The sequence below is a fragment of the Idiomarina sp. OT37-5b genome (assembly GCF_002968395.1).
Taxonomy (GTDB): domain Bacteria; phylum Pseudomonadota; class Gammaproteobacteria; order Enterobacterales; family Alteromonadaceae; genus Idiomarina; species Idiomarina aquatica.
The window spans coordinates 888633-902309 of sequence record NZ_CP027188.1 but is presented as its reverse complement, the minus strand read 5'-3'; the positions used below and the strand labels follow the sequence as shown (position 1 = coordinate 902309).

Below are 13677 nucleotides of genomic sequence, written 5' to 3'. Positions count from 1 at the left end.
TACCTCCGCTGATCGTTACTGTTCTTCGCTGAACCAGCAAATATTGCGGGCTTTCATGATCAATTCGCCAGCTTGCTGTTCATCCAGTTCTTCTATATCGGCTAAATCGTCAATGCCCTGCTCAGCCAGGTCTTCCAGCGTTGCAACGCCTTTACTGGCGAGTACATAGGCCAGGTGACGATCCATACCCTCTAAGTTCAATAGTGACTCATCCGGCTCTGCTGATTCGAGCGACTCTTCATCAGCCAGCGCTTTGGTTGTCAAATAGGCACGGGCACGGCCACGTAATTCTTCAACAATGTCTTCGTCCATGCCTTCGATCTCAAGGAACTCGGCAACAGGAACGTAAGCCACTTCTTCCATCGACGAGAAACCTTCATCAACCAGTACGCTGGCGAAGTCTTCATCGATACCCAGGTTATTCATGAATAGGTCGAGCAAACGCTGTGCTTCAGCTTCGTTCTTTTCATTGAACTCTGCTTCGGTCATGACGTTTAACGTCCAGCCGGTCAACTGACTGGCCAGGCGGACATTTTGACCACTTTTACCGATGGCCTGTGCCAGATTATCGGCCGCCACGGCGATGTCCATAGTATGAGCGTCTTCGTCAACCACGATGGATGCGACTTCAGCCGGAGCCATGGCGTTAATGACGTATTGCGCCGGATTATCATCCCACAATACGATATCAACACGTTCGCCACCCAGTTCACCGGAGACCGCCTGCACACGCGCGCCACGCATACCAACACAAGCGCCCACCGGGTCAATGCGGCGATCGTTACTCTTAACCGCAATTTTAGCACGTGATCCGGGATCACGAGCCGCACCTTTCAGTTCGATCATTTCTTCGCCGATTTCCGGCACTTCAATACGGAACAGTTCCATCAGGAAGTCCGGGTGGGTACGGCTGACAAACAACTGTGCGCCACGCGCTTCCGGGCGAACGTCATACAGTAGGCCACGGACACGGTCGCCTGGGCGAACCGACTCACGCGGTAGCATTTCATCACGGTAAATGATGGCTTCGGCGTTGTTGCCTAAATCCAGGATAACGTGTTCGCGGTTAGCGCGTTTAACGATACCACTGACCATTTCGCCGACCTGATCGCGATACTCGTCAACAACTTGAGCACGTTCAGCTTCGCGGACTTTTTGTACGATAACCTGTTTCGCCGTCTGCGTGGTAATACGGTCAAATTGAATCGATTCAATTTGCTCTTCCACATAATCGCCGACTTTCATTTCCGGGTTTTCGTATTGTGCTGCCGACAGGCTGATCTCACGATACGGATGTTCCAACCCTTCGTCGCTGTCTTCAACCACTAACCAACGGCGGAACGTATCAAACTCACCGGTCTGGCGGTTAATGTCGATACGAACGTCAATGTCACCTTCATATTTTTTCTTTGTTGCATGCGCAAGAGCCGACTCCAACGCTTCAAAAATTTTCTCGCGCGGTACTGCTTTTTCGTTCGATACCGCTTCTGCGACTAACAGTATTTCTTTACTCATGAGTGCTGCCTCGCCACCGCAATCCTTTAATCAAATGTTGGAACCAAGTGAGCTTTCTTTACATCGCGCATGCTCACCTGAAGCGTTTCGTTATCTACTAACAACGTCAGTTGGTCGCCTTCAACGGCTTCCAACTGCGCTTTGAATTTACGTTTGTTTTGTTGCGCCACGTTCAGTTCAACCGCAATGGTCTCGCCGACGTAAGGTTGCATTTGCTCGGCGCTGAAAAACGGTCGTTCCATCCCCGGAGAAGACACTTCCAGGTTGTATTCCGCATTAATCGGATCTTCGACATCCAGTAGCGCACTGACCTGATAACTGACATCAGCACAATCATCAACACCGATACCGTCAGGGCTGTCGATGTATACCCGTAATGTTGAAAACTTGCCCGCACGGACGAACTCTACACCCCACAATTCATAGTCCAACGCTTCTACCGCGGGACGAATCATATCGGTTAACCGTTCTTGTAAACTTGCCAAACTGCCTCCTGAAACAAAAAAAGGGCGCAAGCGCCCAGTGTTCTGGCTATCCGGAGATAGCTAAGGCCACATAGCAAAAAGCCCCGAGCTGCTGCGGGGCTTTTTAAACACTGGACCCTTTGTCAGTTATTTTAACAAAAGCGGAGCCACCTTTCTAATCCTGGCTCTTATCGGCTGGGCACTTAACCGCAGCGATACGCACTTCTTTGTTAAAATTGGTTGCGGGGGCAGGATTTGAACCTACGACCTTCGGGTTATGAGCCCGACGAGCTACCAGACTGCTCCACCCCGCGTCCGAAACTTGCTACATATTATAGGGATTTTCTTATTTATTTCAAGTGCTAAAGCACTTAATTTGGTGCGGATGGCGGGACTTGAACCCGCACGCCCGAAAGCACTACCCCCTCAAGATAGCGTGTCTACCAATTCCACCACATCCGCGTAAACTGTTGCCGATTAATTGGTCGGCGGTACGTCTGAACCAGAGTCTTTTTCGGTTGGCGTTTGAGCCTGCTCTTCCATCGGTACTGACAAGTCAGAGAAGTCTTCACCCGCATCTGAACTGTCGGTCGATAAATTACCCAACACCAGACTCAGAATAAAAAAGACAACCGCCAGAGCTGCCGTCGTACGGGTTAAAAAGTTACCCGAACCGGACGAACCAAATACCGTATTGGAAGCGCCTGAACCAAACGATGCACCCATGTCAGCACCTTTGCCTTGCTGGATCATAATGAAACCAATCAGGACAATGGCAACCACCAAAAAGGCGACTAATAACACTTCATACATAATAACTTACCCTTGTGCTGCTTGAACGATGGCGACAAACTGGTCTTCTTTCAGACTCGCGCCTCCGATCAAACCACCATCGATATGTTGTTGCGCAAATAATTCGGCGGCATTATCCGCTTTTACAGACCCGCCGTAAAGTATTTCTATCTTTTCGCCAACCGCGGCAAATCGCTCGGTCAGCCACGCACGAATCTGTGCATGAATTTGTTCTGCCTGCGCGGGAGTTGCCGTTTCACCGGTACCAATGGCCCAAATCGGCTCATAAGCCACCACCAGCTTGGTCGCCTGCTCAGCGCTCAGTTGCTCGCAGGCAGCCTGCAGTTGCTGTTCAACAACGTGCCAGGTCTTGTCATCGTCGCGTTGCTGTTTGTCTTCGCCAACACACAACACGGCTTGCAAACCCGCGGCGGTTGCCGCTGCTGTCTTCGCCGCGACAACGTCATTACTGTCGCCGTACATGGCACGACGTTCAGAATGACCGATAATCACATACTCCACACCCAGTTCTTTCAGCATCTCAATCGACACTTCGCCGGTGTGCGCGCCATTTTCGTTGGCGTTTACATTTTGCGCGCCAACCGCGATGTTATCGTAGTAGCAATGACGCGTCAGTTCGCCTAACAGCGTAAACGGAGGGCAAACAACCACTTTAACCGAATCAGTCGGCTGCTGCGCAGAGCGCAATGCATCGGTCATTGAGCGTGTCAATGCCGCGTTACCGTTCATCTTCCAGTTTCCAATCACTAAGGATGCGTTGGCCATTAAAACTCCCTTCGTTAGAGCGGCGGGAATAGTAGCCGAAGCCGCGTGAAGATACAAGCGGCATTTCGGCTGCAACCGCTCAAGTGTTTAATTTGTAGCCGCTTCCACTTCGTTCGCAATTTGCTGCGCAAACGTCCGCACGGTTTTCTCATCTTCTCCTTCGACCATGACCCGGATCAGAGGTTCAGTACCCGACTTACGCAACAACACCCGGCCTTTACCGGCCAGCGCGGTTTCGACTTCATTGACGACGGCCTGTACGGTGTCAGATTCCAGCGGCTGCTCACCAGCGTTAAAGCGCACATTAATCAGCACCTGCGGCAGCTTTTTAAAATCACGGCTCAGCTCATGTAACGATTTGCCTTCAAACTGCATCGCCGCCAGTACCTGTAAGCCGGCAATAATGCCATCACCGGTGGTGTGGTATTGACGATTAATGACATGACCTGAATTTTCGCCACCCAAATACCAATCGCGTTTGACCAGTTCTTCAATCACATAACGGTCGCCCACTTTGGCACGAACAAACGGAATGTTCCGCCGCTCGCACTCTTTTTCCAACGCAAAGTTCGTCATCAGAGTGCCAACTACGCCGCCTTGCAGTTGCCCCTGCTGCTGCGCCGTCACCGCCAGAATATAAAGAATCTCATCACCGTCGATAACACGTCCTTTGTCTGTTACCATCATGATGCGATCACCGTCACCATCGAGTGCCAGACCGACATTCGCTTTGTTATCCAATACCGCCTGTTGAAGCGCGTCCAACGACGTCGCGCCACAGTCTTTATTGATGTTCATGCCATCGGGTTTGGTGCCAATCTCGGTAACCCGTGCGCCCAGTTCACGCAACACGTTTGGCGCAATGTGATAGGTCGCACCATGAGCACAATCCACCACAATGTGTAACCCTTGTAACGACAACTCAGACGGGAACACACTCTTACAGAATTCAATGTAACGACCCGCCGCATCGGCAATACGGTTTGCACGACCTAAATGCTCCGAACTGACACATTCCATCGGCTGATCCAATAATCGTTCGATTTCCAGCTCAGTCGCATCCGGCAGTTTGTGCCCGTTATCGGCAAAGAATTTAATGCCATTGTCGTAATAAGGGTTGTGCGATGCACTGATAACAATACCGGCAGCAGCACGGAACGTACGGGTTAAATAGGCAATACCCGGCGTCGGCATCGGCCCGAGAAAGTCAACATTGACCCCGGCCGCCGCAAGTCCCGCCTCCAGCGCCGACTCAAGCATGTAACCACTGACACGGGTATCCTTACCAACCAATACCTTACGTGTACCCTTTGCCGCCAACACTCGCCCGGCTGCCCAGCCGAGTTTTACCGCAAATTCCGGGGTAATTGGAAATTCTCCAACGCGTCCGCGCACACCGTCGGTGCCAAAATACTTCCGTTCGCTCACAAATAGTCTCCCTCGAGTGTGGCTGCCACGACTTTCATCGCATCAACCGTTTCCTTAACATCGTGAACACGGATTATACGTGCTCCTTTGAGGGCTGCAATAGTTGCCGCCGCGATACTCCCCGCTAAGCGCTCATCAACCGCCCGTCCGGTCACATGACCAATCATCGATTTACGCGACATACCAATCAGTAGCGGCAGTTGCAGTTCGTGAAACGCCTGCAAACGTTGCAACATTTGATAGTTATGGCGCATCGATTTACCAAACCCAAAACCAGGGTCCAGCCACAGCCGCTGACGCGCAATGCCCGCTTCCTCACAGGCCGCAATCCGCCGTTGCAAAAACGCCTTCACGTCACAGACCACGTCATCGTAACGCGGCTCATGCTGCATCGTGCGCGGTTCGCCCTGCATGTGCATTAAGCACAGCTCAACCTCACTATCCGCAACCGCCTGCAAAGCCCCCGGCTGCTGCAACGCACAAACGTCATTGATCATGTCCGCACCCACCGCAATGCTCTCGCGCATCACCGCCGTTTTGGTGGTATCAACGGAAACAAAGGCATCAAAACGTTGCTTAATCGCCTCCACCACCGGAATCACCCGCGCCAGCTCTTCCTCCGTTGCCACTGCCTCAGCCCCCGGCCGCGTCGATTCACCGCCAACATCCAGAATGTCCGCGCCCTCATCCAGCAACCGCGCCGCATGATCGACCGCCTTAGCCACCGTATGATGACGCCCGCCATCACTGAATGAATCCGGCGTCACATTCAAAATTCCCATCACCCTCAAAGGTTTAGTTTGTTTGCTCATCGAAGCTTCCTTATCGTTCTCAGGCTTGCGGTTGGTCGGGTAAGCAGCGGGCTGTTAGTGTTGGTCGCGGCGCCATTCAGGGGGACGCTGCAAGTACGTCCGTGTACGCTTGTTTCCGGCCATCCATGGCCTCCAACACCCCCTGAATGGCGCCGCAACCAACACCGCGCCCGCTACTCACCCGACCAACCGTAGACTAACTATCCGTTACCGCCGTATTGACCCCGGGGGAGGAGCGGCAGGAATATGGCAATAAGGTAATTGACCCACCCCCTAAGACAAGGGTGTCTGGCGCCATGGATGGCGCCAGTCAAGCCCTACAGGGACGTACTTGTGGGCGTCCCTTGGCTTAGGGGTGGGTCAATTGCCTGCCATAATCCTGCCACTCCTTCCCCCGGGTCGTCAGCCAAAAGTCCTCAACCACAAAAAACCCGCCAGCGGCGGGTTTTTATTAACGATACCAGTTTATGACGTTGCGTCGCCTGGCTTTTCAACATTGATTGGGCGCTCCGGGCGCTCTTCGGTGTTGTCAGCCTTGGCGGAGCCGCCGCCGGTGTCGCCACCGTCATCGCGTGAGTCGTCCCAGCCTTTTGGTGGGCGAACGTCGCGACGGTTCATCAGGTCGTCGATCTGATCGGCGTCGATGGTTTCGTACTTCATTAAGGCGTCTTTCATGGCGTGTAAGATATCCATGTTTTCTTCCAGGATCTTTTTCGCCCGTTGATAGTTCGTATCAATAACAGCCTTAACTTCTTCATCAATCGCACGTGCAGTATCGTCTGACATGTGCTTGTGCTGAGTGACTGAACGGCCGAGGAACACTTCATTTTCGTCCTCTGCGTACAATAACGGCCCCATTTTCTCCGACAGACCCCATTGCGTCACCATCTTACGGGCGATTTCTGTCGCACGTTCGATGTCGTTGGAAGCGCCGGTGGTGACTTTATCAGCACCGTAAATCAGTTGCTCCGCCAAACGGCCACCAAACAGACTGGAGATCATGCTTTCCAGATGTTGCTTGGTGTGGCTGACACGATCTTGTTCCGGCAGGTACATGGTAACACCCAGAGCCCGACCACGCGGAATGATCGACACCTTGTAGACCGGATCGTGTTCCGGCACCAGACGGCCAACAATGGCGTGACCGGCTTCGTGATAGGCTGTCATCGCCTTTTCATCATCGGTCATAACCATTGAGCGACGTTCTGCGCCCATCATGATCTTGTCTTTCGCTTTGTCGAATTCTTCCATGCTAACCACACGTTTGTTGCCACGAGCAGCAAACAGGGCAGCCTCATTCACCAGGTTGGCAAGGTCGGCACCGGAGAAACCCGGGGTACCCCGTGCAATCAGTTCCGGCTTAACGTCGTCACCCAGCGGCACTTTACGCATGTGCACTTTCAGGATCTGCTCACGCCCACGCACGTCTGGTAAACCAACCACCACCTGGCGGTCAAAACGACCGGGACGCAGTAACGCAGGGTCGAGAACGTCAGGACGGTTCGTCGCGGCAATCACGATAATACCTTCGTTACCTTCAAAGCCGTCCATTTCGACCAGCATTTGGTTCAGGGTTTGTTCACGCTCATCGTGCCCACCCCCAAGACCGGCACCACGTTGGCGACCGACCGCGTCGATCTCATCGATGAAGATGATGCACGGCGCTGATTTTTTCGCCTGTTCGAACATGTCGCGCACACGAGATGCACCGACACCGACGAACATTTCGACGAAGTCCGAACCTGAGATGCTGAAGAACGGCACCTTGGCTTCACCGGAAATGGCTTTCGCCAATAAGGTTTTACCCGTACCCGGAGGGCCTACCATCAGCACGCCTTTCGGAATCTTACCGCCTAAACGCTGGAACTTGGACGGATCTTTCAGATAGTCGACCAGTTCCACCACTTCTTCTTTTGCTTCGTCACAGCCAGCAACGTCTTTGAACGTCGTTTTCATTTGCTCTTCGTTCATCAGCCGCGCTTTGCTCTTACCGAACGACATGGCACCACGGCCGCCACCGCCTTGCATTTGACGCATGAAGAAAATCCATACACCAATCAACAGCAGCATCGGGAACCACGAAATAAAGATAGAGGTCAGGATACTCGGCTCTTCCGGCGGAGTACCTTGCGTTTGCACGTTATTCGCCAGCAAATCGTCCAGAATTTTCGGATCGTATTGTGTTGGAACCACGGTTTTAAATGTCTGACCATTATTGGTCATACCCGTAATGGTGCGCCCATCTTCGCCAAAGTCTGCACGGCGGATATTTCCGTCATTCACTTGGCTGACAAATTCACTGTAAGCCATTTGTGAACCGGAGGTTTCACCCGGACTGAAGCTCTGAAAAACGCTCATCAACACAACGGCTATTACCAGCCACAAGATGAGATTTTTTGCCATATCGCTCAAAGCCTATTACCTCTAGTGTAAATTGAAATCTTTATACCTTTTGACAGGGTACTATAGTTTGTAATCCGTCGCTACCAGATACACCTCACGGGAGCGTGCACGGGATGACTCGGGCTTGCGTGTTTTTACTGTTTTAAAGGCGGCACGAACATCTTTTAAGAACTCCTCAAATCCTTGTCCCTGAAATACTTTGACCGCAAAAGAGCCGCCGGGTTTCAAAACCTGATGACACATATCCAACGCCAACTCCACTAAATACATGGCGCGTGGCTGATCGACATTGTCGTTACCACTCATATTAGGTGCCATATCCGACAATACTACATCTACGTTTTTACCGTCGATTCGGGTCAGTAGTGCCTGCAAAACCGCTTCATCGCGAAAGTCGCCCTGCAAGAAATCGACGCCGGCGATTGGGTCCATCGGTAAAATATCACAGGCGATAATTTGACCATCACCATTAAAATAATCGGCCACGTACTGTGACCAGCCGCCCGGTGCGGCGCCCAGGTCAACCACCGTCTGACCTTTCTTTATCAAGCGGTCGCGTTGTTGAATTTCTTCAAGTTTAAAGACGGCACGCGAACGCAGACCTTTCTTCTGCGCTTTTTGCACGAAGTGATCATTGAAGTGTTCGTCAAGCCAGCGGCGACTGCTGGAGCTGCGTTTTTTTGCCATACAACTGGATATCCTTTGTTTTTCTGGCCTGCTAACGGTAGATGGCGTTACAATAGGCAAAATTCAAGTCAAAAGAACGGTATTATCTAATGTCATTAAGCAATAAGCAAAAACAGTTCCTAAAAAGTAAAGCACATCCGTTAAAACCGGTGGTGTTACTCGGTGCTAACGGATTAACCGAAGGCGTACTGGCTGAAATCGATCAGGCATTGAACGATCATGAGTTAATTAAAGTGAAAGTGCCAGAAGAAGAGCGTGAATTGCGCCAGCAAATCATCGCAACGATTGTTGCTGAGTCCGGCGCAGAGCAAGTTCAGGTTATTGGTAAAACGCTGGTGTTGTACCGCGCGGCAGAAGAACCCAAAATCCATCTGCCGAAAGCATAACTCCGAGTTTAGCCAACTGACAATGGCAGCGGCGCGGGCACAGGCTCGATCGCCGTTGCTCTTGCAATAAACGACAACGAGCTGTCCAGGCTCATCCATCCTTCGTAGGAATGCAGATACGCGCTCAATAATTCCGTGCGGTTGTGTTCAATGTTCTTTAACCGATTGCGTTTGAGCAACGGTTCAATTTTCTGCATCGCTTTGGTGTAACGGCGATACTCAATTTGCTGCTCAATCACCTGCGCTGGCCTGTCGCTTAAACTCAATAATGGCTTCGGGTAAAACAGCTTAACGCCGGGAGCGAACAACCAATCAACGGAATAACCCACCTGCAACAGTTTTGGCACGATCAGGCTGTACGGGATAATCCGTCGATGTTTCCAGTTTTTATAGTGCGAGTAATCTACGCCTAACCAGGCCACTACCTCTTTGATGGTCGATGCATTGATCACTTGCTTTAATCGGTGCATGCAGTCTGTCACCGTCAGATTTTCGGCAAGCGCGTTGTAAGGATAAAATGCCGTTTCCATAAATGGACTCCTTTCCATACCTCATTTAGGACGAATAAGACGAAAAACGGGATTAGTTATACAAAAAACATTTTTAGGAAACAATGCGCAAAAATCTGATTTTGCTGTAAACATAAAAAAACCAGCGCCGAAGCGCTGGTTTTTAACTAAATTATTGATAAATATCATTAAATGTATTTAACTTCGACCACTTCGTATTCAACTTCGCCGTTTGGCGTGGTCACCGTCGCAACATCATCAATCTCTTTACCAATCAGTGCGCGTGCAATCGGTGAATTAACGCTGATCAAGTTAGACTTGATGTCTGCTTCATCGTCACCAACGATTTTATAGGTCACTTCTTCGTCGGTTTTGGTGTTATAGACCGTGACCGTCGCACCAAAAATCACTTTACCGTTATTCGGTACTTTGGTGACATCGATGATCTGGGCATTGGACAGCTTCGATTCAATTTCCTGAATCCGCCCTTCACAAAACCCTTGCTGTTCACGTGCTGCGTGGTACTCAGCGTTTTCTTTCAAGTCGCCGTGCTCGCGTGCGTCGGCAATCGCCTCAACAATGCGCGGCCGGTCGACCGTTTTCAAGCGCTTGAGTTCATCACGCAATAACTGCGCACCGCGTTCCGTCATTGGAATCTGGTTCATACTAGCTCTACCCTTTTATGGAGTTCCTGCACCGAGCTCACCCGCGCCCGGTCATCTGCTGTGTTCGCTTTAACGGTAGCAAACGCAGCATTTAACGTGGTGGTATAAATCACTTTATTCAACAGCGCCTCACGACGAATGTAGACAGAGTCTTCAATCGCCTGACGTCCTTCAACCGTGTTGATGATGTAACTGTACTCACCATTTTTGATGGCATCAACAATATTAGGCCGGCCTTCCTGCAGCTTGTTCACTATTGAACAGTCGATGCCCTCTTCCGCTAACATTTTAGCGGTGCCGCGCGTTGCTTCCAGTTTAAAGCCCAGCGCCAGTAAACCACGGGCCAAATCCATCAGCCGTCGCTTGTCGCTGTCTTTAACCGAAATCAGTGCTTTACCCTTTTTAGCCAGTGCTTCACCGGCGGCCAGATTCGCTTTCGCGTAGGCCTCCTCAAAGCTCTCACCAACACCCATCACTTCGCCGGTTGAACGCATTTCCGGGCCGCGGATAGGATCCACACCCTGGAATTTTGCAAATGGGATCACCACTTCTTTGACCGAGTAATACGGCGGGATGATTTCCTTTACATAGCCCTGCTGTTTCAGGCTTTGACCGACCATCACACGAGCAGCAACTTTTGCCAGCGGCACACCTGTGGCTTTCGACACAAACGGCACTGTACGGGCTGCACGCGGGTTAACTTCGATCAGATAAATTTCATCGTCTTTAACCGCAAACTGGGCATTCATCAGGCCTTTTACATTAAGCTCGAACGCCAGTTTACGAATCTGCTCACGCAGTTGCGCCTGAATAATATCGCTGAGTGAATACGGCGGCAATGAACAGGCCGAGTCACCGGAGTGAACGCCGGCTTCTTCAATGTGCTGCATGATGCCACCAATAAGCACGTCTTCGCCATCACAAATGGCGTCAACATCCACTTCAATCGCGTTGTCGAGGAAGCGGTCCAGCAATACTGGCGCTTCATTGGATACCTTAACCGCTTCGGTCAGATAACGGTTTAGATCCTGCTCGTCGTAAACGATTTCCATTGCCCGGCCACCGAGCACGTACGACGGTCGAACCACCAGCGGATAACCAATGCGTTTAGCTTCCGTCAGCGCCTGAGTGATACCGGTCACGGTTGCGTTTTCCGGCTGTTTCAGATTCAGTCGACGAACCGCCGCCTGGAAGCGCTCGCGGTCTTCTGAACGGTCAATAGCGTCCGGTGAGGTACCGATGATTGGCACCCCATTCGCTTCCAGTTCACGCGCCAGTTTCAGTGGCGTCTGACCACCGTACTGAACAATCACACCCTTCGGCTTCTCAATACGGACGATTTCCAGCACGTCTTCCAGCGTAATCGGTTCAAAATACAGTCGATCTGAGGTGTCGTAGTCGGTTGAAACGGTTTCCGGGTTACAGTTCACCATAATGGTTTCGTAACCGTCTTCGCGCATCGCCAGGGCCGCATGGACACAGCAGTAATCGAACTCGATACCCTGGCCGATGCGGTTAGGACCACCGCCGATGACCATGATTTTTTCACGATCCGACACTTGCGCTTCGCACTCTTCATCATAACTTGAGTACATATAGGCGGTACCGGAGGCAAATTCTGCGGCGCAGGTATCAACCCGTTTGTAAACCGGATGAATGGCAAACTCATAACGTTTTTTACGCACTTCCGATTCACTCACATGCAGTACATCGGCAATGCGCTTATCTGAAAAACCGCGGCGTTTGAGTGCGGTCATTACGTCCGGGGTTAATCCGGCCAGACCTAATTCGTCCATTTCTCGTTCCAGCAGGATCAATTCTTCCAGCTGGATCAGGAACCACTCATCAATGCGGGTCAGCTCAAACACTTCACGCACGCTCATGCCCATACGGAAAGCATCAGCGATGTACCAGATGCGCTCGGCACCCGGTTCTTTTAGCTCGCGTATCACTTTGCCGCGGGCATCGTCGGCGGTGATATCAATGATCGGATCGAGGCCGTTAGCCCCCAATTCCAACCCGCGCAGGGCTTTCTGCATGGATTCCTGGAAGTTACGGCCTATCGCCATCACTTCACCGACCGATTTCATTTGTGTGGTCAGACGATCGTTACAGTTGGCGAATTTCTCAAAGTTAAAGCGTGGGATCTTAGTCACCACGTAGTCGAGTGCCGGTTCAAAGGACGCTGGTGTAATGCCGCCGGTAATTTCGTTGTCGAGCTCATCGAGGGTATAGCCCACCGCCAACTTGGCCGCCACTTTAGCAATCGGGAAGCCGGTCGCTTTCGAGGCCAGCGCAGACGAGCGTGATACCCGAGGGTTCATCTCGATAATCACCATACGGCCGGTATCCGGGTTAACGCCAAACTGTACGTTCGAACCACCGGTTTCCACGCCAATTTCGCGTAACACCGCCATCGCCGCATCACGCATCACCTGAAATTCTTTGTCGGTCAGCGTTTGTGCCGGTGCCACGGTTATCGAGTCGCCGGTATGGATACCCATAGGGTCAAAGTTTTCAATGGTACAGACGATGATGCAGTTGTCGTTCTTATCACGAACCACTTCCATCTCGTATTCTTTCCAACCCAGCAGCGACTCATCAATCAACAATTCGTTGGTCGGTGACAAATCCAGCCCGCGGCGGCAGATTTCTTCAAACTCTTCGCGGTTATAGGCGATACCGCCGCCACTTCCGCCCATGGTAAAAGATGGCCGAATAATGCACGGGAAACCGAGTCGGTCGAGCACATCAAAAGCTTCTTCCATGCTGTGCGCCATTTCCGCATTGGGCGTCTCCAGACCAATCGCCTTCATTGCTTTATCAAAGCGATCGCGGTTTTCTGCTTTATCAATGGCGTCAGCGTTGGCACCAATCATTTCCACGTTGTACTTTTGCAGTACCCCGTGGCGGTCCAAATCCAGGGCGCAGTTCAGTGCCGTTTGTCCACCCATGGTCGGCAAAATGGCATCCGGTTTTTCCCGCTCGATGATTTTTTCCACCACTTCCCAGTGGATCGGCTCAATGTAGGTGGCATCGGCCATTTCCGGGTCGGTCATAATGGTGGCCGGGTTGGAGTTAACCAGAATGACCCGATAGCCTTCTTCGCGTAATGCTTTACAAGCCTGAGCGCCGGAGTAATCAAACTCACACGCCTGACCGATAACGATCGGACCGGCACCAAGAATCAGGATACTGTTAATGTCTGTACGTTTTGGCATAAATTCGCT

At 51.6% G+C, this 13677-nt stretch carries 12 protein-coding genes and 2 tRNA genes; 1 reads left to right on the top strand and 13 read right to left on the bottom strand.

From position 1 onward, the window contains the following. Positions 1 to 15: 15 nt before the first annotated feature. The 10 genes from nusA to rlmE all read right to left on the bottom strand — a co-directional run bounded on the left by nusA (position 16) and on the right by rlmE (position 8887). The gene (gene nusA, locus C5610_RS04030) at positions 16 to 1515 is read right to left on the bottom strand and encodes a transcription termination factor NusA (protein ID WP_105306016.1); all 1500 of its coding nucleotides are present in this window, start codon (positions 1513 to 1515) and stop codon (positions 16 to 18) included. A gap of 26 nt (positions 1516 to 1541) precedes the next feature. After that, positions 1542 to 2000 (bottom strand): ribosome maturation factor RimP, encoded by a 459-nt coding sequence (gene rimP, locus C5610_RS04025; RefSeq protein ID WP_105306015.1) that lies wholly within the window; start codon positions 1998 to 2000, stop codon positions 1542 to 1544. Positions 2001 to 2216: 216 nt separating this feature from the next. Further along, positions 2217 to 2293, bottom strand: a tRNA-Met gene (locus C5610_RS04020). Positions 2294 to 2356: 63 nt separating this feature from the next. Then, positions 2357 to 2441 (bottom strand) — tRNA-Leu (locus C5610_RS04015). A gap of 15 nt (positions 2442 to 2456) precedes the next feature. After that, complete coding sequence (gene secG, locus C5610_RS04010) at positions 2457 to 2792, bottom strand: preprotein translocase subunit SecG (protein ID WP_105306014.1); 336 nt, start codon at positions 2790 to 2792, stop codon at positions 2457 to 2459. 6 nt (positions 2793 to 2798) lie between these two features. Continuing rightward, entirely contained in the window at positions 2799 to 3557 is a 759-nt protein-coding gene (tpiA, locus tag C5610_RS04005; RefSeq protein WP_105306013.1) for a triose-phosphate isomerase, read from the bottom strand. Between the two features lie 87 nt (positions 3558 to 3644). After that, the gene (gene glmM / locus C5610_RS04000) at positions 3645 to 4985 is read right to left on the bottom strand and encodes a phosphoglucosamine mutase (protein WP_105306012.1); all 1341 of its coding nucleotides are present in this window, start codon (positions 4983 to 4985) and stop codon (positions 3645 to 3647) included. Continuing rightward, positions 4982 to 5797, bottom strand: a complete 816-nt coding sequence (gene folP / locus C5610_RS03995; protein ID WP_105306011.1) for a dihydropteroate synthase — start codon at positions 5795 to 5797, stop codon at positions 4982 to 4984. Before folP ends, glmM begins: the two co-directional genes overlap by 4 nt. Positions 5798 to 6262: 465 nt before the next feature. Beyond that, on the bottom strand, positions 6263 to 8209 hold the full coding sequence (ftsH, locus tag C5610_RS03990; RefSeq protein WP_105306010.1) for an ATP-dependent zinc metalloprotease FtsH: 1947 nt from the start codon (positions 8207 to 8209) through the stop codon (positions 6263 to 6265). A 51-nt stretch (positions 8210 to 8260) separates the two neighbouring features. Beyond that, the gene (gene rlmE / locus C5610_RS03985; protein ID WP_105306009.1) at positions 8261 to 8887 is read right to left on the bottom strand and encodes a 23S rRNA (uridine(2552)-2'-O)-methyltransferase RlmE; all 627 of its coding nucleotides are present in this window, start codon (positions 8885 to 8887) and stop codon (positions 8261 to 8263) included. Between the two features lie 89 nt (positions 8888 to 8976). Here rlmE and yhbY point away from each other — a divergent pair, with 89 nt between their 5' ends. Continuing rightward, the gene (gene yhbY, locus C5610_RS03980) at positions 8977 to 9273 is read left to right on the top strand and encodes a ribosome assembly RNA-binding protein YhbY (protein ID WP_105306008.1); all 297 of its coding nucleotides are present in this window, start codon (positions 8977 to 8979) and stop codon (positions 9271 to 9273) included. A gap of 8 nt (positions 9274 to 9281) precedes the next feature. On the opposite strand, the gene C5610_RS03975 is transcribed toward yhbY, so the two are convergent. The 3 genes from C5610_RS03975 to carB all read right to left on the bottom strand — a co-directional run bounded on the left by C5610_RS03975 (position 9282) and on the right by carB (position 13668). Further along, the gene (locus C5610_RS03975) at positions 9282 to 9803 is read right to left on the bottom strand and encodes a hypothetical protein (protein ID WP_105306007.1); all 522 of its coding nucleotides are present in this window, start codon (positions 9801 to 9803) and stop codon (positions 9282 to 9284) included. Between the two features lie 167 nt (positions 9804 to 9970). Next, a complete protein-coding gene (gene greA / locus C5610_RS03970) occupies positions 9971 to 10447 on the bottom strand; it encodes a transcription elongation factor GreA (RefSeq protein WP_105306006.1) in 477 nt (158 codons plus the stop codon). Then, on the bottom strand, positions 10444 to 13668 hold the full coding sequence (gene carB, locus C5610_RS03965) for a carbamoyl-phosphate synthase large subunit (RefSeq protein ID WP_105306005.1): 3225 nt from the start codon (positions 13666 to 13668) through the stop codon (positions 10444 to 10446). Before carB ends, greA begins: the two co-directional genes overlap by 4 nt. Positions 13669 to 13677 lie beyond the last annotated feature (9 nt).

What these genes read in the sequence shown, in the direction of transcription:
- nusA (WP_105306016.1), bottom strand. Translation starts at nt 1,515, where the DNA reads ATGAGTAAAGAAATACTGTTAGTCGCAGAAGCGGTATCGAACGAAAAA.
- secG (WP_105306014.1), bottom strand. Translation starts at nt 2,792, where the DNA reads ATGTATGAAGTGTTATTAGTCGCCTTTTTGGTGGTTGCCATTGTCCTG.
- tpiA (WP_105306013.1), bottom strand. Translation starts at nt 3,557, where the DNA reads ATGGCCAACGCATCCTTAGTGATTGGAAACTGGAAGATGAACGGTAAC.
- folP (WP_105306011.1), bottom strand. Translation starts at nt 5,797, where the DNA reads ATGAGCAAACAAACTAAACCTTTGAGGGTGATGGGAATTTTGAATGTG.
- rlmE (WP_105306009.1), bottom strand. Translation starts at nt 8,887, where the DNA reads ATGGCAAAAAAACGCAGCTCCAGCAGTCGCCGCTGGCTTGACGAACAC.
- yhbY (WP_105306008.1), top strand. Translation starts at nt 8,977, where the DNA reads ATGTCATTAAGCAATAAGCAAAAACAGTTCCTAAAAAGTAAAGCACAT.
- C5610_RS03975 (WP_105306007.1), bottom strand. Translation starts at nt 9,803, where the DNA reads ATGGAAACGGCATTTTATCCTTACAACGCGCTTGCCGAAAATCTGACG.
- greA (WP_105306006.1), bottom strand. Translation starts at nt 10,447, where the DNA reads ATGAACCAGATTCCAATGACGGAACGCGGTGCGCAGTTATTGCGTGAT.
- carB (WP_105306005.1), bottom strand. Translation starts at nt 13,668, where the DNA reads ATGCCAAAACGTACAGACATTAACAGTATCCTGATTCTTGGTGCCGGT.